Source organism: Colwellia sp. E150_009 (assembly GCF_053543955.1).
The window spans coordinates 16,201-40,295 of the sequence record NZ_JBHFOM010000044.1 but is presented as its reverse complement, the minus strand read 5'-3'; the positions used below and the strand labels follow the sequence as shown (position 1 = coordinate 40,295).

22 protein-coding genes and 1 pseudogene are annotated in these 24,095 nt (G+C 35.8%); 15 read left to right on the top strand and 8 right to left on the bottom strand.

The features are described from left to right. Positions 1 to 195: 195 nt before the first annotated feature. A complete protein-coding gene (locus ACE1OF_RS16245) occupies positions 196 to 1,794 on the bottom strand; it encodes an isocitrate lyase (protein ID WP_448895696.1) in 1,599 nt (532 codons plus the stop codon). Positions 1,795 to 2,133: 339 nt separating this feature from the next. On the opposite strand from ACE1OF_RS16245, the gene ACE1OF_RS16240 reads away from it, so the two are divergent. From ACE1OF_RS16240 to ACE1OF_RS16220, 5 genes are all read left to right on the top strand, one after another. Then, positions 2,134 to 3,081, top strand: coding sequence for a LysR family transcriptional regulator (locus ACE1OF_RS16240; RefSeq protein WP_448895695.1), 948 nt, complete (start codon positions 2,134 to 2,136; stop codon positions 3,079 to 3,081). Positions 3,082 to 3,130: 49 nt separating this feature from the next. After that, entirely contained in the window at positions 3,131 to 3,514 is a 384-nt protein-coding gene (locus ACE1OF_RS16235) for a CidA/LrgA family protein (protein WP_448895694.1), read from the top strand. Position 3,515: 1 nt separating this feature from the next. Next, a complete protein-coding gene (locus ACE1OF_RS16230) occupies positions 3,516 to 4,226 on the top strand; it encodes an LrgB family protein (RefSeq protein ID WP_448895693.1) in 711 nt (236 codons plus the stop codon). Between the two features lie 242 nt (positions 4,227 to 4,468). Next, positions 4,469 to 6,640 (top strand): malate synthase G, encoded by a 2,172-nt coding sequence (locus ACE1OF_RS16225; RefSeq protein WP_448895692.1) that lies wholly within the window; start codon positions 4,469 to 4,471, stop codon positions 6,638 to 6,640. A gap of 264 nt (positions 6,641 to 6,904) precedes the next feature. After that, entirely contained in the window at positions 6,905 to 7,273 is a 369-nt protein-coding gene (locus tag ACE1OF_RS16220; protein WP_448895691.1) for a hypothetical protein, read from the top strand. 43 nt (positions 7,274 to 7,316) lie between these two features. On the opposite strand, the gene ACE1OF_RS16215 is transcribed toward ACE1OF_RS16220, so the two are convergent. After that, entirely contained in the window at positions 7,317 to 8,234 is a 918-nt protein-coding gene (locus ACE1OF_RS16215) for a LysR substrate-binding domain-containing protein (protein WP_448895690.1), read from the bottom strand. 158 nt (positions 8,235 to 8,392) lie between these two features. Between ACE1OF_RS16215 and ACE1OF_RS16210 the strand changes: the two genes are divergently transcribed. Beyond that, a complete protein-coding gene (locus ACE1OF_RS16210; protein ID WP_448895689.1) occupies positions 8,393 to 8,671 on the top strand; it encodes a peptidylprolyl isomerase in 279 nt (92 codons plus the stop codon). A 162-nt stretch (positions 8,672 to 8,833) separates the two neighbouring features. Beyond that, entirely contained in the window at positions 8,834 to 10,108 is a 1,275-nt protein-coding gene (gene lysA / locus ACE1OF_RS16205) for a diaminopimelate decarboxylase (RefSeq protein WP_448895688.1), read from the top strand. 68 nt (positions 10,109 to 10,176) lie between these two features. Here lysA and ACE1OF_RS16200 read toward each other — a convergent pair whose 3' ends face one another. From ACE1OF_RS16200 to ACE1OF_RS16190, 3 genes are all read right to left on the bottom strand, one after another. After that, positions 10,177 to 10,836: a DsbA family oxidoreductase gene (locus ACE1OF_RS16200; RefSeq protein ID WP_448895687.1), complete on the bottom strand. Its 660-nt coding sequence runs from the start codon at positions 10,834 to 10,836 to the stop codon at positions 10,177 to 10,179. A gap of 62 nt (positions 10,837 to 10,898) precedes the next feature. Then, complete coding sequence (locus tag ACE1OF_RS16195; protein ID WP_448895686.1) at positions 10,899 to 11,243, bottom strand: rhodanese-like domain-containing protein; 345 nt, start codon at positions 11,241 to 11,243, stop codon at positions 10,899 to 10,901. Between the two features lie 53 nt (positions 11,244 to 11,296). Beyond that, the gene (locus ACE1OF_RS16190; protein ID WP_448895685.1) at positions 11,297 to 11,503 is read right to left on the bottom strand and encodes a YgaP family membrane protein; all 207 of its coding nucleotides are present in this window, start codon (positions 11,501 to 11,503) and stop codon (positions 11,297 to 11,299) included. Between the two features lie 136 nt (positions 11,504 to 11,639). On the opposite strand from ACE1OF_RS16190, the gene ACE1OF_RS16185 reads away from it, so the two are divergent. From ACE1OF_RS16185 to ACE1OF_RS16150, 8 genes and pseudogenes are all read left to right on the top strand, one after another. Further along, positions 11,640 to 11,963 (top strand): ArsR/SmtB family transcription factor, encoded by a 324-nt coding sequence (locus tag ACE1OF_RS16185; RefSeq protein WP_448895684.1) that lies wholly within the window; start codon positions 11,640 to 11,642, stop codon positions 11,961 to 11,963. 39 nt (positions 11,964 to 12,002) lie between these two features. Continuing rightward, positions 12,003 to 15,464 (top strand): efflux RND transporter permease subunit, encoded by a 3,462-nt coding sequence (locus ACE1OF_RS16180; RefSeq protein WP_448895683.1) that lies wholly within the window; start codon positions 12,003 to 12,005, stop codon positions 15,462 to 15,464. Between the two features lie 13 nt (positions 15,465 to 15,477). After that, entirely contained in the window at positions 15,478 to 16,587 is a 1,110-nt protein-coding gene (locus tag ACE1OF_RS16175; protein ID WP_448895682.1) for an efflux RND transporter periplasmic adaptor subunit, read from the top strand. Between the two features lie 191 nt (positions 16,588 to 16,778). Next, positions 16,779 to 17,447 (top strand): annotated as a pseudogene (locus tag ACE1OF_RS16170) (methyl-accepting chemotaxis protein); the annotation flags it as partial. 48 nt (positions 17,448 to 17,495) lie between these two features. After that, positions 17,496 to 17,879: a CZB domain-containing protein gene (locus ACE1OF_RS16165; protein WP_448895697.1), complete on the top strand. Its 384-nt coding sequence runs from the start codon at positions 17,496 to 17,498 to the stop codon at positions 17,877 to 17,879. 194 nt (positions 17,880 to 18,073) lie between these two features. Next, complete coding sequence (gene ettA, locus ACE1OF_RS16160) at positions 18,074 to 19,747, top strand: energy-dependent translational throttle protein EttA (RefSeq protein WP_448895681.1); 1,674 nt, start codon at positions 18,074 to 18,076, stop codon at positions 19,745 to 19,747. Between the two features lie 166 nt (positions 19,748 to 19,913). After that, the gene (locus ACE1OF_RS16155) at positions 19,914 to 20,276 is read left to right on the top strand and encodes a PilZ domain-containing protein (RefSeq protein WP_448895680.1); all 363 of its coding nucleotides are present in this window, start codon (positions 19,914 to 19,916) and stop codon (positions 20,274 to 20,276) included. A gap of 39 nt (positions 20,277 to 20,315) precedes the next feature. Then, the gene (locus ACE1OF_RS16150; protein WP_448895679.1) at positions 20,316 to 20,816 is read left to right on the top strand and encodes a glycine cleavage system protein R; all 501 of its coding nucleotides are present in this window, start codon (positions 20,316 to 20,318) and stop codon (positions 20,814 to 20,816) included. A 30-nt stretch (positions 20,817 to 20,846) separates the two neighbouring features. Here ACE1OF_RS16150 and phoR read toward each other — a convergent pair whose 3' ends face one another. From phoR to ACE1OF_RS16135, 3 genes are all read right to left on the bottom strand, one after another. After that, on the bottom strand, positions 20,847 to 21,887 hold the full coding sequence (phoR, locus tag ACE1OF_RS16145) for a phosphate regulon sensor histidine kinase PhoR (RefSeq protein ID WP_448895678.1): 1,041 nt from the start codon (positions 21,885 to 21,887) through the stop codon (positions 20,847 to 20,849). Between the two features lie 42 nt (positions 21,888 to 21,929). Next, complete coding sequence (gene phoB, locus ACE1OF_RS16140) at positions 21,930 to 22,637, bottom strand: phosphate regulon transcriptional regulator PhoB (protein ID WP_448895677.1); 708 nt, start codon at positions 22,635 to 22,637, stop codon at positions 21,930 to 21,932. Between the two features lie 174 nt (positions 22,638 to 22,811). Beyond that, positions 22,812 to 23,765, bottom strand: a complete 954-nt coding sequence (locus tag ACE1OF_RS16135; RefSeq protein ID WP_448895676.1) for a porin — start codon at positions 23,763 to 23,765, stop codon at positions 22,812 to 22,814. Between the last annotated feature and the right edge of the window lie 330 nt (positions 23,766 to 24,095).

Genomic DNA, 24,095 nt, shown 5'->3' with positions numbered 1-24,095 from the left:
AAATATAAAATAACTATGTTTAATCAATTTTCCTTGTTCTAAGCTCGCTAATGAAGCTCTGAGTTGGGAAGAAATGTGATCAAATTGGTATCACATAAAACCAACAATTTATAAACAAAAAAAATCAGATTACTGAGTTAACAGTAATCTGATTAAAAATATAGTTAGTAAGAATTAACTATATTATAGCAATACCTATGAGAATTGGTTCGAGGTATTTTTTGCACCGCCAGCTTTAAGTGCATTTTCACCAGCAAAGTATTCTTTGTGATCATCACCCATGTCAGAACCTGACATGTTTTGATGTTTAACACAGGCGATACCTTGACGAATTTCTTGACGTTGAACATTTTTAACATAACCAAGCATGCCTTGTTCACCAAAGTATTCTTTAGCTAAGTTGTCTACAGACAACGCAGTTGTGTGATAAGTAGGTAATGTAATTAAGTGATGGAATACGTTCGCTTCACGTGCAGTATCAGCTTGGAATGTACGAGTACGTTCGTCAGCTATAGCTGAAAGTTCAGTTTCGTCATATTCAGCACTCATTAAGTTATCACGGTTGTATGCAGAAACGTCTTTACCAGCTTCAACCATTGCGTCATAGGCTTGTTGACGGAAATTTAATGTCCAGTTGAAAGATGGAGAGTTGTTATAAACAAGTTTCGCATCTGGGTGAACTTTACGTACGTCATTCATCATGCCTGCAATTTCGTGTACTGTAGGAATGGCCGTTTCAATCCAAAGTAAATCTGCGCCCGCATTAAGTGCACCAATACAGTCAAATACACAACGTTCATGGCCAGTACCTTGACGGAACTGATATAAACCAGAAGGCAAACGCTTAGGACGAACAAGTTTACCATCGCGATTGAAACATACATCGCCTTCACCCATATCAGCTACATCGATTTCTTCAACGTCTAAGTAAGAGTTATAAATATCACCAGAATCACCAGGCTCTTTAACAACAGCAATTTCTTTTGTTAAACCAGCACCTTCAGAGTCAGTACGTGCAACGATTAAACCATTGTCAATACCTAGCTCTAAGAATGCATGGCGTAAAGCACGAATTTTCGCATGGAAATCAGCGTGAGGAACAGTTACTTTACCGTCTTGATGTCCACATTGTTTCTCATCAGCTACTTGGTTTTCAATTTGAAGAGCACAAGCACCTGCTTCAATCATTTGCTTAGCCATTAGGTAAGTTGCTTCGGCATTACCAAAACCAGCATCGATATCAGCAACAATTGGTACAACATGAGTTACGTGATTGTCAATTTGATATTGAATGTCTGCTTCTTTAGCAGAATCGCCAGCTGCTCTAGCTGCATCTAGTTCACGGAAAAGGCCACCTAACTCACGTGCATCAGCTTGACGTAGGAATGTGTATAGCTCTTTAACTAAAGAAGCAACAGATGTTTTCTCGTGCATTGATTGGTCAGGAAGTGGACCAAATTCACTGCGAAGTGCTGCTACCATCCAACCAGAAAGATATAAATAACGACGGTCAGTTTTTCCGTCAAAATGCTTCTTAATAGAAATCATTTTTTGTTGGCCAACAAAACCATGCCAACAACCTAGAGATTGTGTGTACTTAGTCTTATCAGCATCAAATGCAGCCATATCACGACGCATAATGTCTGCAGTGTACTGAGCAATCTCTAAACCTGTTTTAAATCTATTTTGAGTTCTCATACGGGCTATAGACTCAGGATTAATTGGATCCCAAGAGCTACCAGCTTTTTCTTTTATTGCTTTAACGGCTTCAATTGCACTTTGATAATTAGACATGACATTCTCCAATGGTCTTATTTTTTACATTAATCTAGCTGTTGTTAATAGAGCTGATGTAACTGGCTTAGTAAGCTGTCACACCGAACAACAAAAATAATAGCCAACAAACCAACATTTATGAAATATATATTTATAATTACCATCATTCACACAAGAAATACCAAAGCACACTCCCTTACAACAAATATCTTTACACTTATAAAACAACAACATAAAACCAACACAGTAATTATCATCATAAATTTATTTTAGTCTTGCTCTGAATAAACATTGAATCATAGTAAAACTTAACATATATTTATTTTAGTTATACTTTCAACTGGAAACATTAAACTGATGAATATTTCTAAAATCGATTTGAATCTGCTTATTTATTTAGACGTGCTATTAAGAGAGAAAAATGTAACTCGCGCCGCTGGGCAGCTTAATATTACTCAGCCAGCAATGAGTAATGGCTTAAAAAGACTAAGAACATTATTTAATGATCCTATATTAGTACGTACTTCTGATGGAATGTCTCCAACTGAAAAAGCAAAAACACTGGCACCTGCTATTCGAAAAATATTGCTTGAGTTAGAAAAAACATTACAAGGAGAAGAAGAATTTAATGAACAGAATAGCACGCGTGTATTTCGCATTATGGCCAGCGATTATGCTGCATCAACGCTATTACCTCAGCTATTAAAGCTAATAAATCAAGCAGCTCCCAATATCACTATTGATATTATGACCCCTAGCGATGTTACCTTTCACGATGTTGAAGCAGGTAAAATTGATATGGCCATAAACCGTTTTGATGAACTGCCACAATCTTTTCATCAAAAATATATCTGGCGAGACTCTTTTTCTTGTTTAATAAGTGCTGATAATCCAGTTGTTAGTAAATTCAATTTAAATTCTTATTTAGCAGCAAAGCATGTTTGGGTATCAAAAACAGGTTTTGGTGTGGGTGTTGGAATGAACCCAAACGATGTACAAAAACTTGGCTGGGTAGACGAAGCACTGGCAAGGCTAGGTAAAAAACGCGATATAAAAGTATTTACTCGTAACTATCATGTTGCTATGCAACTTGCATTCGAAGACAACTTAATAGCAACTTTACCAACAAAAGCCGCCATGTTACATAAAAAAGATCCAAATTATATTATAGTCAAACCTCCTTTTGAAATTCCTGACATGGATTTAAAAATGATCTGGAGCCCTTTATTACATCATGATGCGAGCCATGTTTGGTTTAGAAAGTTAGTTATAGAAGCCGCAAGACAAATACAATTAAATGAATAATTTGTTGAGCGCTATCAAACTGCTCTATTAACCTATTGAAAAGAACACGATGAAAAACATTCTCTATACTATTGCCGCTATTGCTATCTGTTTAATTGCAGGGAAAATCCTAAATAGTGCCATTGGCGGCCTACCAGCCAGTCTATATGGCATGGTTATTTATTGTTTGCTTTTACAAATGGGATGGCTTAAACCCGATAAAGTTCACCAAGTAAATCAATGGGGAATAAGTCATATGGGGGTTTGCTTTATTCCTGCGGCTGTAGGGGTTATTAATCACTTTGAACTGATTAAAAATCACGGTTATAGCATTGTAGCTATTATCTTTTTTACGACCTTTTTCTTAATCAGCTTTATCGGTATTTTAGCTGAAAAATACTTAACGTCTGGACAACTTAGTTCAGACCATTCCACCGTTTCTAAGCATCTTTAATATGTTAGCAAGCATAACTTTAGTTGATTCGTTAATATTAACATTACTTACTTTAGTGGTTTACCAAAGTGCTGCATGGGTTCAACAAAAATGGCAACTTATCCTGCTAAACCCCATGTTGCTTACAATAATAATACTGATACCCTATTTGTTACTAAACAATATAAACTATGCAAAGTATCACCAGTCAACTCAAGCATTGAGTATATTGTTAGAACCAGCGACGGTTGCTCTAGGCTACCCACTATATCAACAACTTCAGCATGTTAAGCGTTATTGGAAGCAACTTGTAATGATACTTACCCTAGGCGTAATTATTGTTATTACAATGAGCTTTTCACTCACTATGGTATTAATTCATCAAGAAGAAATTGCTATAGCATTATCACTAAAGTCTGTTACAACACCTATAGGTATTACCTTAACAGAACAACTTCAAGGTGATAGTTCCATTACGTCATTTGCAATAATGATAGCAGGATTATCTGGAGCACTATTAGGCCCTCCGTGGCTAAGGTTTATTAATGTTAAAAGTGATATTGCCATAGGGCTTGCTATTGGGTCAGGCAGTCATGTCATTGGCAGTATTATATTATCAAAAAATAATGTTTACCAGGGTGCTTATAGTTCTGTGGCATTAATAACTTCAGCACTATTAACCGCATTTATAATTCCGGTACTTGTCCCTCTTTTATTACCATTTTTTTCGTAAAACTAAAATTAACCATAGGCAAAAGCACAAAATTAAAAGATTAACATTCACAACATGAATAATAGTTATTGTAATACGATCATTGATAGTCTGTGATATTAACAATAGGATAGGAAATATATAATTTCACTATAACTAGCTACTTACCGCTATATGAATGTAGTTAATAGTGAAGACTTCATCTAACTTTATTTAAATATCTAATATGTAAATAAAGGACAAGCAAAGTAAGCGAGGAAAATATGACTCAAACAGTAAAACTAGCAGGCTTATCAATAAACCAAGATCTATTCGAGTTTATTGAGCACGAAGCACTTCCCGAAACAGGAGTAGCTTCATCTCAATTTTGGCAAAGTTTTGCTGATATTATCAATGAGTTATCTAGTGATAATGCCAAATTACTTAGTAAGCGTGATGAATTACAAGCACAAATAGATAGCTGGCATCAGCAAAATTTTGGTGACAAATTTAACTTTAGCAACTACAAACAGTTTTTAACTGATATTGGTTACCTAGTGCCAGAAGTTGAAGATTTCACTATCAGCACTGAAAATGTTGATGCTGAACTTGCAAGTATTGCTGGCCCACAACTTGTTGTACCTATAATGAATGCTCGTTTTGCTTTAAATGCTGTCAATGCGCGTTGGGGCAGTTTATATGATGCACTTTATGGTACCGATGTTATCAGCACTGATAATGGCGCAGAGAAAACTGGCGCTTATAATCCAGTACGTGGTGCCAAAGTAATTAGCTATGCTAAAGATTATTTAGATCAAGCAATTCCATTAACTAACGGTAGCCATCAAGATGTTGTAGCTTACCATTTAAATGAACAACAACTTATGGTTAGTTTACGTAATGGCGAACAAAGTACATTACAAGATGCTAACGCTTTTATTGGATTTACTGGCAGTATTAGCCAACCTAATACTTTAGTATTTAAACATAATGGCTTGCATTTAGAATTAGTATTTGATGCAAATAGTGAAATAGGAAAAGCAGATCCTTCGACACTAAGTGATATTATTATTGAATCAGCCTTAACAACCATTATGGATTGTGAAGACTCTGTTGCTGCCGTTGATGGTGAAGACAAGGTAATTGCTTACCGTAATTGGCTTGGATTAATGAAAGGTAATCTAACTGAAAATATCAGTAAAGGCGGTCAAGAGTTTACTCGCAAAATGAATAGCGACAGAAATTACCAGTCTTTATCAGGTAATCCGGTTACCTTAAAAGGCCGCAGCTTAATGTTTGTTCGAAACGTTGGTCATTTAATGACAAATAGTGCCATTATTGACAGTAACAATAATGAAGTACCTGAAGGTATTTTAGATGCCATGATCACGTCATTAATTGCCTTGCATGATTTAAAAGGTAATAGCTCACTAAGTAATAGCAGTGAAGGTTCTATTTATATTGTAAAACCTAAAATGCACGGCCCTGAAGAAGTTAGCTTTGCCGATACGTTATTTGCTCGTGTTGAAGATGCACTGTCTTTACCTCGCAATACGATAAAAATGGGTATTATGGATGAAGAACGACGTACCAGTGTCAATTTAAAAAATTGTATTGCCGCAGCTAAAGAACGCGTTGTATTTATTAACACTGGCTTTTTAGACCGTACAGGTGATGAAATTCATACATCTATGGCTGCTGGCCCTATGGCACGTAAAGCCGACATTAAATTAACACCGTGGATTGGCGCCTATGAAAACAATAATGTTGATGTTGGATTAGCCTGTGGTTTTAGTAAAAAAGCACAAATAGGCAAAGGTATGTGGCCAATTCCAGATCAAATGGCTAATATGATTGCAACTAAAATTAATCATGTAGAAGCAGGTGCAAACACTGCATGGGTTCCTTCACCAACTGCAGCAACATTGCATGCATTACATTATCATCGTATTGATGTATTTGCGCTTCAACAAACATTAATGCAACGTGAAAGTGCTAGCCTAGACGACATACTAACCATTCCATTAGCAAAAGATACCAATTGGACTACAGAAGAAATAACTGAAGAATTAGATAACAATGCCCAAGGTATTTTAGGTTATGTGGTTCGCTGGATAGACCAAGGCATTGGTTGCTCAAAAGTACCTGATATAAATGACGTTGGTTTAATGGAAGACAGAGCGACATTACGTATTTCTAGCCAACATATAGCTAACTGGCTTTATCATGGTGTTTGTACTCAAGCTCAAGTAAAAGCAAGTTTAGAAAAAATGGCAAAAATTGTTGATGGTCAAAATGCTGATGACCCAAGCTATCAAGCAATGAGTGACGACTTTGATAACAGTATTGCTTTTAAAGCCGCATCCTCACTTGTTTTTTGTGGTGCAAACCAACCTAATGGCTATACCGAACCATTATTGCATCAGTTTAGGTTAGACAAAAAAGCAAGTAATTAAGTTATAAACTTTTCTAATGTTAATTTAACGCTATTAATCAAGTAAGGGATTACGTTTCTCTTACTTGATTAAAATTTAACTAAGTTCCTATTAACTTTATAGAAAAATTATATTTTTAGCCTTTATTTCCCGTCTACCGTACCCAATATACTGTTTATCGCATTATACTAGTATTAACCTTTGCAAAAAATTATAGTAAAATGCAGTTACTTATGGCGCTAAATTTCTAATTTATAGAACACAGAACTGAACAGGAGAATTACAATGAAACAATTAATCACGCTAGTATTGATCATTTCTATTACCGTTATCTCATGGTCAAGCTGTGCTAAAAATACTCGAATTAATACTAATAATCTGTACAATCAATCTTCTATAGTAATAGTTCCTATACTTTTAACACCCTCTTTTTCTAATAAAACAAATAATGATGATTTTGTTGTCACGCCAAATAAAACGTTAAATAAGCATAATTTTTTATTTGAAAGCACCATGATATTTAATGATAAATTACACCAATTCATTGCTTTTTTTACTAACTATTACAACAATACAAAAACAATTGCGAGTAATAATCTCAAAGATAGTAAAAAAAATATGCTTGATGCCCAAAAATGTAAAGAAAATAGTTAACCTTAAAGATTGAGCTAATTAACTAACTTATTTCATCTATAATTTATTTGTTCAGCAAACTAGAGACTAAATCCCCTAATACCCTAAAAGTTTTTTCTCGCATACTTGTTTTGCGCCATATCATGCCTATTTCTCGATATACATCATCAGATATCGCTTGAATAGTTAAACCTTCTTTCTGTCCAATTCCTTTCTTTACAGACATTTCAGGTAAAAAAGTGATCCCATGATGAAATGTTGTCATTTGTACTAGCGTCGCTAAACTTGAGGCTGAAAAGCTATTAATACGGCTGGTATCGGCTAATCTACAAGCAGACACAGCATGTTCTGTTAAGCAGTGCTCTTTTTTCAATAAAAATATACTTTTTTCAGGCAAACAGTCATAGTCAAATGTTTGTTTTAAACTGTTAATAAGTGCTTTATCTCCAGCGACGTAAAAGCGCTCCTTACCCAGTAGCTGTGTTGAAAAATGATGCTTAGGAATAGGTAATGCTAATATAGCACAATCAATTTTTCCTTCATCTAATTGACTCATTAAATTTTCAGTGGTGTCCTCACACAAATAAAATTCAAGCTTAGGCAAAACTTGCTGACATAGTTGAATTAAGTCTGTTAATAAAAATGGCGCTATGGTTGGAATACACCCTAAGCGAATGCTGCCGACATCAACTCCACCTTTTTGTTTAGCAAAAGCAACCAACTCATTTGCACTTAATAACAACTGTTTAGCTAATACGACAACTTGCTTTCCGTGATTTGTGAAAACAAAGTTTCTATGATCGCGTTCTAATAATTGACAAGAAAGTTGCTCTTCTAATTTTAGAATAGCACTACTTAATGTTGACTGACTCACAAAACAAGCTTGTGCAGCTTTATTAAAGTGCTGGTGTTTATCGAGCGCTAATAAGTAATGTAAATGTTTAAGGTTAGGCAGTTTATTATTGAAAATATCATCATCCATCTATGCATCTTTTATTTTGATTAATCATGAGCATTATATTAATAAAATTGATTTAACAAAACTAGCTAAACACCTTAAATACTCCCTATAGATCCTTTAAAAAAATAAAAAAATACGTTATTGTTACTCAAATTTATTTACTCAATATAGGAAAACCCATGTCTCAAGCTGCAGCACGTCATTTATTGGTTGATACTGAAGAACAATGTTTAGCACTAAAAGCTGAAATTGAAGCGGGAAAAGATTTTGCTGACGTTGCTCAAGAGCACTCAAACTGTCCGTCAAAAGCTCAAGGCGGTAACTTAGGCACTTTCGGCCCAGGTCAAATGGTACCAGAATTTGATAAGGTAGTATTTTCAGCACCGCTTAATGAAGTACAAGGCCCTGTAAAAACGCAGTTTGGTTATCACTTACTTGAAGTAACCTCTCGTAGCTAGCAGTTAAATGTCAGTGTCATTTCTGTCACAATAAAAACAGAAATGACACCTAATAATGATTGCGGTATGTCTATCAAGTGCTGGATGTAGTCCTGCCATTGATTGTAAATAATTCACTGTTTTATATGAACTTATCAGCGTAATGCTAATAATGGTAGCCAAATGACCACACAACAATATTTCCCACACGTTAACGGCAAAATGTTTGCCGAAAATGTTGCCCTAAGCGACATTGCAAAACAAGTAAGCACACCTTTTTACTGTTATTCAAACAGCGCAATTAGTCAAAACTATAAAGACTACCAGCAAGCGTTCTCCACCGCATTGGCAGGTCAAGAAACGCTCATTTGCTATGCTGTAAAAGCCAATGGTAACCAAGCGGTTTTATCAACACTTGCTAAATTAGGCTCTGGTGCTGATGTTGTCTCTATGGGGGAAATACTCCGTGCGCGTGCCGCAGGTATTCCAGCAAATAAAATTGTTTACTCGGGTGTAGCTAAAATTGAAGCTGAAATTGAATACGCCCTAAACGAAGATATTTTTCAATTTAATGTTGAGTCAGAGCCTGAGCTTGAATTAATCAGCCAAGTTGCCACACGTTTAAATAAAGTTGCTGCTATAGCGTTCCGCATTAATCCTGATGTTTGTGCTAATACCCATGCTAAAATATCTACAGGAAAGTCTGAAAACAAATTTGGTGTGCCCATTAGTAAAGCACGGCTAGCGTATAACCGTGCAGCATCATTACCTAATATCAAAGTACAAGGGGTTGATGTTCACATAGGCTCACAACTTACACAACTTGCCCCTTTTGAAGAAGCTTATAAGCGTATTGCGCAATTAATTGTAGACCTCAGAAGTGATGGTCATGATATTAAAGTAGTAGATATTGGCGGTGGATTAGGGATTACTTACCATGACGAAATCATTCCATCTAAGGAAGAATATGCAGCTATAGCTAAAACACAGTTAGGCCATTTGAACTGCAAAATAGTCATAGAGCCAGGCCGATCGTTATTAGGTAATTCTGGTATATTAGTTTCTAGCGTAGTTTATGTAAAAACAGGAGAAGAACGCCAGTTTTTAATTTTAGATGTTGGCATGAATGATCTGATCCGTCCAAGCATGTATGATGCTTTCCATGAAATTATTGCTGTTGATAAGACTAAAACTGAAATCAAAACCTATGATATTGTTGGCCCTGTTTGTGAAACAGGTGATACTTTTGCTAAAGCTCGTCAAATACATGAGTCAAAAACAGGTGATTTAATTGCTATTATGAGTTGTGGTGCATACGGTGCCGTGATGTCATCAACATACAATACTCGCATGTTAGCACCAGAAATTATGGTAAAAGACACAGAATTTGCAGTTGTTCGTCCACGCCCAAGTTATGATGAAGTCATTAACGCTGATATTGTGCCAGATTGGATATAACCGAACATATAACAGCGCGAAAAACATCACAAAATACAATACTGTGTGTTTTTAACCTGCATTAATAATTAACACCAACTAGCGTCATGCTCTGGTTTATTTATCAACGCCTCAATGTTGGCTAACAATACTCGATAGCCAACATTGCCATATAGTGTTTGTCTTCCATTATCAAGAACATAAGACGGACTGCCTTTTAAACTTAGCACTTTTGCTTGTTGATAATCTCGCATTAACGCAGCCATTGCACTGCCGTCAGCTAGCTTCTCTTTGACTTTTTCTTTATCTAAACCTGACTTGTCTAGTAAAGCAAATAAAACGTTAATATTACTGATATCTTGTGCTTCAATAAAAAAAGCCTGTCTAAATTTCAATTCATAGGCTACGCTATCTTGTCTGGTATGGCTAAGCTTTATCGCCTTTAAAACTAAGTGTGGGTTAGCAGACGACGTTGGTTTGACGCTAGACCATATATTGGTATTAATTTGTGTATACTCATACGGAGCTGCCGATTCAACGACATGAGCAGAAAAACCTTCATAACCTCCCTTAGTATGCCACTGTGTTGGTATTTTATTTACTGCGTCACCAAAAATATCAATATAATGATGTCTAATATCGATTTTATTACCTAAGCATCGGTTTAATTCATCAATACGCCGTTGAGCTACCCAACCCCACACGCATAATATATCAGTATAATAATCAATTACTAATGGTGTACTCATCTTAAACCTCAGATCATATTTATAAGCTTATTGTGGGCAATAAAACGGCTATTAAACCCAATTTAAAATACACAGCAAATATCATCTAGCATACAAGTAACAACCCAAACGTTTTTATACCCAACACGTTTTAATTGTTCTGCTGAAAATGTTGCTCTTGCTCCCGTTGCACAATGAATAAAAATAGCTAAATTTTCATCTGGATACTGCTGTAGCATTTTCATTTCTAATAGCCCTCGTGGGATATTAATTGTATTTTTAGCGGCTTTTTCAGCAAACTCTGCAGGTTCTCTAACATCAATAATAATGCCATTTTCTTGCTTACATTTTTTTTCTGCTTCTGCTGCTGTAATCGTGTTTAAAGATTTCATTGCATGCGCAATTACTTCAGGGATTGTTTTTAACATATTGGTTCCTTTTGAATAAATAATGTTTTATTTTTCAATAAAATATTAAAGCTTTAGCTACATTCTGAACTACTGTCTTTTAAACCTAACCTCTTTAAAATGGTCATCATTAAACACCATTTAGTAAAAGATGATTGTAGTAGGTTCACACCGATAAACGCCGTAAACCACACCCAATTAGGTGAGTGAAATTGTGTGAGTAATAAAGAAATTAAAATCATTGTGCCAGCGACTAACCTAAGTGCCTCATTTACTGTCATGATATTCTCCAAGCAATACAAATAAAATTTATAAATAACCCTCTTAATTTAGATTTTACTAAATTAACTTTTACTTATATTGTTATATTAGCCTTTACTAAATTAAAGTACAATAGTAGACTAAAAAAAATAGCAAATGAGTTTAAAAATTATTATGACAACAGATCAAAACAAATTACTAGAAAGTGCTCAACATGTGTCTGTTATTCTGAAACAACTTTCTAACCCATACCGATTGATGGTTTTATGTTGCCTTGCTAATGGCGAACTAACCGTGGGGGATCTTAATGAGCAAATTGATTTATCTCAGTCAGCACTTTCACAACATTTGGCAAAACTACGTGATAGTGAAATAGTGGCGACTAGACGAGAGTCGCAAACAATTTATTACCGAATTGCCAACCCTAAAATTAAGTACCTATTAGAGGTTTTACAACAACAATTTTGTGACCACATGTAACTTAATACCAGTAAACTTACCAAAGAAAGCTGATTAAATATGCAAACACCGACCAACTTCACATCTAAAGTACTCAGCAATATATTAGGCAGTAAAGTACCTATTATCCTGCTTATCATATCAATGATAGCGGGCATGGCGGCTTTAAAATACACTCCTCGCGAAGAAGAGCCGCAAATTGTAGTGCCTATGATTGATGTTGTCGTTAACGCACCAAGCGTTAATGTTCAACAAATGGAACGGTTAGTAACCACACCATTAGAAAAGTTACTTGCACAAGTTAGCGGTGTAGAACATGTTTACTCGGTAACCCATAATAGCCAAGCAGTGGTCACATTAAGATTTCATGTAGGTGAAAACAGAGAGCAAGCATTACTCAATACTTATAATAAACTACATTCTAACACTCACAAAATTCCAGCTATTGTAGATAACTGGCGAGTACAACCAATAGAAGTAGATGACGTTCCAATTATGATGTTGGGCTTATGGAGCAGCGACAGTAATACGGTAAGCGACTATGATTTACGTCGTTTAGCCGAAGAAGTCTCTACTTTTCTTCAAGCCATAGAAAATACAAGCGAAGTTAACATTACAGGTGGTCGTTCAAGAGAAATTCAAGTTAATTTAGATCCTGAACAAATGACCGCAAGAAAAATTTCAATCAATGAAGTATTTAACGCAATACAATCTTCAAATAGGTTATTACATCTTGGAAATCTAGCATTAGAAAACCAATCCGTTCGCTTAGAAAGTGGTGACGTTATTAGGGATATTAATGCATTAAAGCATACGCCGATCAGCGTAATAGATAACAGCGTGGTGTTACTGCAAGATATTGCCAACATTATAGATGAGCCAGCTGAACAACAACACTATACTTGGATTGATTTTGCCAATGGTTATCAACAAGCGCAGTATGGTAATAACACGGCGGCTAAAAAAACATCCACCACCTCTTCTGAAATGTCAAACAATGGCGATCACCCTATTGTTACCATTAGTGTTGCCAAGCAACGGGGGAGCAATGCAGTTACAGTAGCACAAGCTGTGCATGACAAAATTAATGCCTTACAACAATCGATGTTTCCTGACAATGTCCATGTTGAAATATTGCGTGATTATGGCGAAACCGCAAATGAAAAAGTGAATAACCTAACCACTAGTTTGGCTTTTGCTGTTTTTACCGTAGTTATTTTCATTGCAGTATTTTTAGGTTGGCGTTCTGCTATTGTTGTGGGTTTAGCTGTGCCTATTTGTTATGGCATTACTTTATCGTTAGATTTACTTTTTGGCTACACTATCAATCGCGTAACACTGTTTGCTTTGATCCTTTCATTAGGCTTACTTGTTGACGATCCCATAACGGGTGTTGACAATATTGAACGTTATTTAAAAGAAAAAAGTGGGTCACTGCAAGACAAAATAGTAGGCGCAATAAACGAAATTCGTGTGCCGTTATTAATGTCAACTTTAACCATAGTACTTGCTTTTGTGCCTTTGGCTTATATTACCGGCATGATGGGGCCTTACATGGCACCAATGGCATTTAATGTTCCTTTAAGCGTTATCAGCTCAACTTTAGTTGCCTTTTTAGTGACGCCATGGCTAGCTTCTAAGTTTATCAAACCCGCTCTAACAAACTCCAGCACGAATAATACTGAGCCAAATAAAAACCAAGGATTTGGTAACTTTTACCGACGCATGCTAACGCCATTGCTAGAAAATAGAAAAAAAGGCAAGCTTGTTTTATGGCTTGTGTTAATTTTATTTATTTTAGCTGCAATGTTACCTGTTATGCGCTTAGTTCCATTAAAACTACTCCCTTTCGATAATAAAAATGAAGTACAAATACTTCTTGATATGCCAGAAAGTGCAACGCTAGAACAAACAGCAGCAATGGCCAAAAAGGTTTCAACCAAAGTACAACAATTATCAGAAATTAAAGCCATTGTCGCTTATGTAGGCACTGCATCCCCCATCGATTTCAATGGTATGGTACGACAGTATTATCAACGTCAAGCCCCTTACATGGCTGATTTGCGCCTAATTTTACTTGATAAAACAGCCCGAGAACATCAATCTCATGCCATTGTTTTAAGACTGAGAGAACACCTAGCAGCATTAAACAGCACAATGTTATCTGGTGGTACGGTGAAAATTAAAGTGGTTGAAGTACCACCTGGTCCGCCTGTACTTAGCACTTTAGTTGCTGAACTTTATGGAAATGAATTTACCCAATACCATGAGTTACAGCAAGCTGCAACTATTGTAGAAAAGAGATTAAAACAAGAGCCCCATGTTGTTGAAGTAGACTCAACCGTAACCGACAATCAAACAAATTTACGATTTGTTACCGATAAAACAAAGGCTGCCTTGTCTGGTATATCAACAGCACAAATTAACCAAACGTTAATGGTGGCTAATAACGGACAAGTTGCAGGGTATTTACATGTTAACAATGAAGCAGCCCCATTAGCAATTAATATAAAGTTACCCATAGAGCAACGAGAAAGCTTAGCTGATTACCGCAGGCTAACCATTAAAGGGCAAACGGGTATTGTACAAAAAACCACACCGCAAGGCATTGATATTGCTCCCCAACCCTTAGTATCACTAGGCGAGTTAGGAGCGTTTGAACAACAAATAAGTGACAAGCCTATTTTTCACAAAGACCTGAAACCTGTTGTTTATGTCACTGCTGATACTTCAGGAAGAACACCAGCAGCCATTATTGCTGATATTAGCAGCGACCTGCAATATTCTGATACGTTAACTGAAAATCAACAAAATAAGATGAACGCCTCTCAAGCAAACGACTGGAACAATCGTACGTTTTTAACAAGTGGTAGTGGTAATGCATGGTATTTACCTGAGAATATAACGTTACTCTGGGGTGGTGAAGGTGAATGGCGCATCACTATTCGCGTATTTCGAGATATGGGGATTGCTTTCGCTTTTGCACTAACAGCTATTTTTATTGTGTTGCGAATACAAACAGGATCAGCAGCTTTATCAGGTATTATCATGTCTGCTATTCCACTAACAGTTATTGGCATTATGCCTGGCTTTTTTATGCTCAACCAATTTGGCGAACGCGAAATAGCCAACGCACCTGATCCTGTGTTATTTACCGCAACAGCTATGATTGGCATGATAGCCTTAGCAGGGATTGTCGTTAGAAATTCATTAATTTTAATTGAGTTTATCACGCAAGCCCGCGCCCGTGGAGAATCAATTAAAGAGGCATTAATTCAAGCAGGTGCAGTGCGAATGCGTCCAGTATTACTAACTGCTGGCACCACATTATTAGGTAATTTAATTATTACTTTAGATCCTGTTTTCAGTGGCTTAGCCATTGCGATTATTTTTGGCATTATTTCATCTACTATCTTTACCTTATTGGTTGTACCTATAGTTTATATATTAGTTTTTGAAAATGAAAAAAACGAACAAATAGCCGATAAAACGCGGCTTAATACAGTCATAAACCAGCGCTAACCTAGGAAAAGTCATGACTCAAAACAGCACAACAAAAAACACATTACAAAAATTAATCATGCCCGTTATCGCCCTCATGATCTTATTATTAATGGTTGCTTGGCTTGCAGGCTCTTTCGATAACAAAGTTTCACCAGCAATAAAGAAAGAATCTGGTTTAAACTTTAGTTCTCTCGAATTAGATAAAAATGATGTATATAAGGTCACCGCTAGCACCGAAATAATATTAGAACCGATCGCTGGGAGTATAGAAGCAAAACAAGCAACTAAAATTTCATCTAGAATTTTAGCCCGAATTAAAACAATTGAAGTCAGGGCTGGCGACAAAGTAAAAAAAGGCGATGTGTTAATTCAGCTTGAGCAAAGTGATCTACACTCACAAGTGCAACAAGCTAAACAAAATATTATGGCATTACAAGCACGCCATGATGAAGCAAAACAAAACTTAACTCGTTCAACCGCTTTGTTTAATAAACAATTAATATCGGCATTTGACCTTGATAAAACAAGTGCGGATTATCAAAGTATTTTAGCTGATTTAACAGCAGCACAACAACACCTATCGCAAGTAGAAACAACGCTAAGTTATGCTACATTAACGGCACCAATTGATGGCTTAATTGTTGACCGTTTTGCTGAGCCAGGCGATACAGCTCAAGCAGGATCTAAGCTTTTATCTTTGTACAACCCTTTATCATTACGTGTAGAAGCACAAGTAAGAGAACAGCTGGCAATGACTTTAAAACAAAGCCAAAAAATTTCTATTGAATTACCCAGTATTGGTAAAAAAATGCTTGGCGAAATAGAAGAAATAGTACCAGCTGCTAATACAGGTTCTCGTAGCTTTTTAGTAAAAGCGCGAATAATCAATAATGAAAATCTATTACCTGGCATGTATGCTCGAATTTTAATCCCCGCCGATGAGCAAATAACACTAAATATTCCCCAAAATAAAGTTGCCCATATTGGTCAATTAGATTTTGTTTGGGTAAAAGTGAATAACAATATACAACGCCGTTTTGTTAGATTAGGAAAATTACAACCAAATGACATGGTCAAAGTTATTTCAGGACTAAATGCTGGTGATGAAATCATCCCTCCTCAGCACCCTCCCCTTCCTTAAATTAGCATATACCCAAACCACCTCAATATGCAGGATTCCGCTGGTTTGGATATATTTATTATCAAAGGCATTGAAAAAAAAGAACTTTAAATTTGAATTTGTCAAATAAAAGACTTTAGTAACACTAAATAAATAGTTACTATCTGAAATTACAATGTAATATTTTATAAAAAAGTAAAGGTATTGAGCTCATGTTTAATTTAGCTAGTAAGAAAGAATTAATGGCATTAAAAGAAGAAAATACTGTGCTAAAACAGCAACTTTCAACATTAGAAGCACAAGTTACCCATGTGAACGAAGAAAATGAGCAGCTCGTACAAGATATGACAAGCAATACCGAACGTTACCGTCATCAAGAAGAAATCAATAACTTATGGCTAGGCTCATCTGAGTCAGTTCACAATATTCGCGAAGAACTTGCTTCTTCATCAAGTAAACTGATCGAACACCGCGATGAATTTCATACATCACAAAATATTTTTACTGAAATCCTTTCCATGTTAGCTTCAACAATAGACGCCACAAAAAAAATAAACAATGACAGTAAAAATGCTTCAACATCTGTAGACAATCTAAAGTCAGCTACTGCTGGAATTAATGATTTTGTTAATATTATCAAAGGAATATCCGACCAAACCAATTTATTGGCACTTAATGCCGCAATAGAAGCTGCCCGTGCAGGTGAACAAGGTCGTGGTTTTGCTGTTGTTGCCGATGAAGTAAGAACATTAGCACAACGCTCTGCTGAAGCCTCAAATGAAATTTCTAACTTAATTGAACAAGTAAACCAACAAATGGAGCAAGTTATCGATGGTATTCAGGATGTTGGTGAGAAAAGTACAGAAATTAATGAAAGCACAACCGCAATAGAAGCAACAGCAAATAATATTGTTAACCTTTCTAATAATATGTATACGGTAATTACCCACTCAACTGCGGATGCTTTTTTGCAAACAGTAAAAATGGACCATGTTGTTTGGAAATTAGAAGTATACCAAGCCATGCTAGGTATGACTGACAAAACAGCTGATGATTTTGCTAACCACACAGATTGTCGATTAGGACAATGGTACTTTCGAGGTGAAGGAGCAGAAAAATATGCTACTCATAGTGCATTTAAACAACTTGATGAACCACACGCCCATGTGCATAATTACGGATTAAATGCGTTAAAATCAGTAAAAAATGGTGATATGGCTCAAGCAGTTAAAGAGTTAGCAGGCATGGAAAATGCAAGCATAGAAGTCATCAATTTATTAACATTGTTATCACAGCAAATAAAACAAAACTAACAATTTAATCCCCCTAACGATAGAGTTATAGGCTAGCCAAAAAAATGTTAATACGCTATTTTTTTGGCTAGCCTATATATCAACACAAAAAACAATAGTGACTAGTAAAAAATCAAAAGCGTCTAGCTATTGCTAACACTCAAGTAGTTACTTAAAATAATAATCAACTTAACACACAACTTCTACGGACTATCATGGCACTCCCTGACAAATTTATTTTTTCTATGAACCGCGTAAGCAAAGTGGTTCCACCCAAGCGTACCATTTTAAAAAACATCTCTCTTTCATTTTTTCCTGGGGCTAAAATTGGTGTTTTAGGTTTAAATGGCTCAGGGAAATCAACTCTGTTACGCATTATGGCTGGAATAGACAAAGATTTTGAAGGTGAAGCTAATGCGCTATCTGGCACCAATATTGGTTATTTACCACAAGAACCTCAACTAGATGAAAATAAAACCGTACGCGAAGTGGTTGAAGAAGCGGTTTCAACAGTTAAGAATGCTTTAAAGCGTTTAGATGAAGTTTATAACGAATATGCTGAAGAAGGTGCTGATTTTGATGCACTTGCCAAAGAACAAGGTCAGCTAGAAGATATTATTAATAGCCAAGATGGACACAATATTGATAATGTACTTGAACGCGCTGCGGATGCTTTACGTCTTCCGCCTTGGGAACAAAAAATATCAGTACTCAGTGGTGGTGAACGACGACGTGTCGCGTTATGTCATCTGTTACTTCAAAAGCCTGATATGTTATTACTTGATGAGCCAACAAACCATTTAGATGCAGAATCTGTGGCTTGGTTAGAGCGCTTCTTACATGATTATGCAGGAACTGTGGTTGCCATTACCCATGATCGCTACTTCTTGGATAATGTTGCAGGTTGGATTTTAGAGTTAGATAGAGGCGAAGGTATTCCATGGGAAGGTAATTATTCATCGTGGCTTGAACAAAAAGACGCACGTTTAGCACAAGAAAGTAAAAGTGAAAATGCCTTACAGAAAACCATTAAACAAGAGTTAGAGTGGGTTCGTTCTAACCCAAAAGCTCGCCAAGCAAAAAGCAAAGCACGTATGGCCCGTTTTGAAGAATTAAACAGCCAAGAAAATCAAAAACGTAATGAAACGAATGAATTATACATTCCCCCAGGACCTCGTTTAGGTGACAAAGTACTTGACGTAAATAATCTTAAAAAATCTTTCGACGGCCGTGTTTTAATTGATAATTTAAGTTTTAGCATCCCTAAAGGTGCTATTGTTGGCATTATTGGTGCCAATGGTGCGGGTAAATCTACACTATTCAAAATGATGTCTGGCATCGAAAAACAAGACTCAGGCAGCATTGACATTGGAGAAACTGTAAAACTTGCTAGTGTTGATCAATTTAGAGATAACATGGGCGAAAACAACACTGTCTACCAAGAAATATCTGAAGGTCATGATATTTTAGAAATTGGCACCTATCAAATACCTAGCCGAGCTTACTGTTCTCGTTTCAATTTCAAAGGCAATGATCAACAAAAACTCATTAAAGATTTATCAGGCGGCGAACGTAATCGAGTTCATTTAGCTAAATTAGTGAAAACTGGCGGTAATTTATTATTACTCGATGAGCCAACCAATGACTTAGATGTTGAAACCTTACGAGCACTTGAAGAAGCTATTTTAGAATTTCCAGGTTGCGCCATGGTCATTTCTCATGACCGTTGGTTTTTAGACAGAATTGCTACGCATATATTAGACTACCGAGACGAAGGGCAAATAAATTTCTTTGAAGGTAATTTTAGCGATTACGAGGCTTGGTTGAAAAAAACATTAGGTTCGGCAGCAATTGAACCGCATCGAATTAAATATAAAAAAATAGGCTAAAATAAACAGTAAAGAAAAACAATACGCTTCAAACGCTATAAGCAAGATTTTGAAGTATTGTAGTGAAAGGTGCTTAACGCTTTAAAGATAGTTTTATCTTTTTTAAGTGCCTTTTTATTAAAACACAGCTATGCTAAAGCCATAGTTTATAAAAATGAATTATTTGATGGAAAATAGACGACAATTTACCCGTATATTATTTTCAAGCAAAGCTGAGCTTAATATTGAAAATAAAACTTACCCTGTATCGATTCACGACATATCGCTTAATGGTGCATTGGTGAGTGCGATAGATTCTAAGATCTCGTTAAAAGGCAGATTTGGCTATTTAACATTTTGTCTTGCAGATAATGAGTCAAAAGTTACGATGAATATTACCGTTGTCCATGAACAACACAATGAAACAGGCCTACAATGCAACGCCATAGATATAGACAGCATTATTCTTTTGCGTCGTTTAGTTGAGCTTAACCTAGGTAATACCAAGCAACTTGATAAAGAACTTAACCAACTTTCTCGAACGCATTAAAACACTTGAACTTCTCAGAAAACCGCATAAAGGATCCCTATGAATCATATTATAATTTCTTGCATTGGTGCAGATAAAAAAGGCATTGTTGACACTTTATCTAATATAATTAACGAACATAATGGTAATTGGCAAGTAAGCAGTTTACATCATTTATCAGGTTTTTTTGCTGGGGTTATAGAAGTAGCGGTGAGTGAAGAAAAAACCCAAGCGCTAGTTTCAGCACTACATTGTATCGATACCTTAAACTGCCAAATTGAAATAGCCCAACAAAAATCAGAAAAAGTTAATTCCACGCTAGTATTAGAATTAACAGCCAACGATAGACCTGGCATAATACAAGAAGTATCGTCTGTAATTCATCGCCAAGGTGGGAATTTAATTAAAGTTGTTAGCTCACAAGCAAGCGCACCACACACAGGGCAATTAATGTTTAAAGCTAAAGTACAAATAGCTATGAATGAAACTGATGCTGATGAACTAATCAATGCTTTAGAGCATATTGCCGATGATTTAATGGTAGATATTGCTAGAGCGTAATGACCATTAAATTACCAAACAAGGGCAAGGTTAGCAAAATAAATATTCGTCAAAATAAATCGAAAATTCACTGCCTTCGCCCCAATTACTGGTAATAACTAATTCTGCTTTATGGTGCAATAATACGTGTTTTACAATAGCTAAGCCAAGCCCTGAACCACCAGTGTCACGCGAGCGTGACTTATCGATACGATAAAAACGCTCGGTCAGTCGATTCAATTTTTCAGGTTTAATGCCATCGCCATTATCTTTAACACTAAAAACAATTTTATCTCCTCTTTTTCGCCAATTAATTTCAATTAGCCCGTGTGGCGGAGTATAAGCAATCGCATTAGAAATTAAATTAGCACACGCACTTTTTAATTCTGTATCAATACCAAAAACACCAATACCTTGCGTAATATTAGTACAAATTTCATGTTGTTTAACTTGATTCAGCCATTTTGCATCTTCTACAAGGCTTTTAATCAAGTACGGCATATCTACAGGTTTCATATCATCGTAGTCACGATTATTTTCTACTTTAGACAAACTCAGCAACTGCTCTACCAAGCGCTCCATTCGAGAAACTTGCCCTTCAATGGTACCAAAAATCTTCTGCCATTGAGGATCTAAAGCATGATCAGTTTCTTGAATCATTTCCACATAACCTCGTACAACTGTCAGTGGCGTTTTTAGTTCATGAGAAACATTCGCAACAAACTCTCTACGCATTTTTTTCATTCTATGATATTTAGCAATAGCTCGAGACATTAGTATTACCCGTTCTCCGCCAAAAGCCATAACGGAGATTTCTAATTGTAATTCGTCATTAATGGGAGAAGTAATTAAGCAAGGAGATTCAAAATTATCTTGTGCTAAATACTCAGACAATAATGGATCAATCAGTAATTCTTCAATATGTTTACCTATGTCGTCAGGAAAACGCACACCTAACAGACGTTGTGCCTTTTTATTGCCAGAAACAATCAATAAGTCGGTGGATAAAATTAACGCCGCATCAGGTAGTGCTTCAATTCCCGAATGAAAACGAAAATCTTGACAATTTTGGGTATTAGATAGAGAGTTCATTATTGCTTTTACTTGTGTTGAATAGTAAGGGTACAGTTATTTTTAGCTTCTAACTTTTTGCACTGTTTTGCCCGAAAAACGATACCCTGCACCACGCACTGTTTGAATAAAGTCTTCATGACCTGAGCCTGAAATAGCTTTCCTTAATCGACGAATATGTACGTCAACCGTTCTATCTTCAACATAAACATTGGTTCCCCAAACATTATCAAGTAATTGTTCTCTTGAATAAACTCGCTCGGTATGAGTCATAAAAAAGTGTAACAAACGAAATTCAGTAGGGCCTAGATCCAATGCTTCTTCATTAATCGTGACATGATGAGAAACAGGATCTAATTTTAAACCATGAAACTCTACTTTCTCAGCTAACAAGGTTGGTGATACTCGACGAATAACCGCTTTAATTCTTGCAATTAACTCTTTAGGAGAAAAGGGCTTAGTAACATAATCATCAACACCAGCATCAAGACCTTTAACTTTATCGTCTTCATCAGCGCGCGCAGTAAGCATAATGATAGGAATATTGCGACTGTATTCTCCTTGCTTTAACTCTTTCGCCAACTGAACACCACTACCACCTGGCAACATCCAATCAAGCAAAATCAAATCAGGGTAAGGTTCAATAATCTTTTCCTTGGCTTCTTTAATATCGACAGCTTCAACAGAATTAAAGCCATTTTGCTCTAATACAAAAGTAATCATTTCCCTGATTGGAGTTTCATCTTCAACAACTAAAATGTAACCGCTCATAAATACGCCTTTAAATAGATATGTTTCATATAATCTCAATGCCGCCATTATGCGCAACAAAAATTACACTTTTATGACATTACTTTTTATAAAAAAAATAATAATGAATTGACTAAATATCTCTTTAAATAAAAAACCGCGTTGCGGTTTTTTATTTAAAAGAGAAAGAGGTAATTAAAAATTATACTGAATACCTACAGCTAAATAATCTTCATCTCTGTTTACTGTTTTAATATCAAAAGAAGTATAAAACGCATATAACTTAGTACTCGCTGCTAATTTATAATCTACACCAGCTGTGAACCCTGTATTTTTTTCATCGTCTTTATGATCTGCAATTTGATACTGACCTTTAAACGTGGTTGCACCAAGTTTATATTTTGCTGAAATCAAAACACCATCCATTTCAGCTCCTGTGTCTATATTTTCTTGATTTTGTAGCATTAAACCTAAAGTAACACCCGAAACTTTACCTTGTACTGTCGCTCTTATGGTATCAAAATAACCATTCGCGGTACCATCACTCGACTTGCCCTTCACTTCAGAGTCCATTGCAACTGAAGCAAAAAAATCTGATTTTTTAAGTTTTTTATCACCATAAAAAACGGCTAGAGAAAGTGCATCTTTACTATCGACTTCTTCCTCAGCCACGTACGTGGCGCCTAATTGAAACCCATTAATGACAGGTGATTTATAAGTAACACTATCACTTAGACGATTTTCTCCTACCCAAAGAACTTTAATATCACCATTCAAATCACTAAATAAATCAGCCTTACCTTGAGATTGTTTGAGTATAGAATCATTTTGACCTAACAATACTTCACCAAAAGCACCTTTTAAGCCAATAAATTGGTTTCTACCTTTAACTGCATCATCACTATCACCGTCAATATCCACTTCAAATTCAGCTTGATATACTATTGTTAACTCATCATTTAGTGCGTGATTACCTTTAAAGCCAATACGCGAGGAATTGCTTTTTACTTCACTAAAACGACCATCACCTTCATCTGATGATTGCAGTGAGACATCCGCTCTGCCATATATATCAATATTTGCTGCGATTGTTGATTGGCTCAAAGTAGCAGCTATAGTTAATGCCAATACGGCTTTTATATGTTTCATGTTTTAAACCTTTTTTATAATTAAAATTTATTATGTGCCTTTATGACAAATAGTAAATTATTTGCCGAGTATGCTAAAGCGACTATATTACACAAATATGACAAAACCAGATGAATACAGCAATAAAACGACAGAATTATTACTGCTTCATTAAATATTTATTTCAAGTATGGTATTAAAATCGCAATATTGTTACGTTTTTATTAAATATTTATTTCAAAGGATACAAAATTATCGAATCCTTTTTTATTTAATCTATTCGCAATATTGAAAAATATTTATCCTTTTATCAAAAGTAGTTAGAATCATCATAGCAACAGCAACTACTCA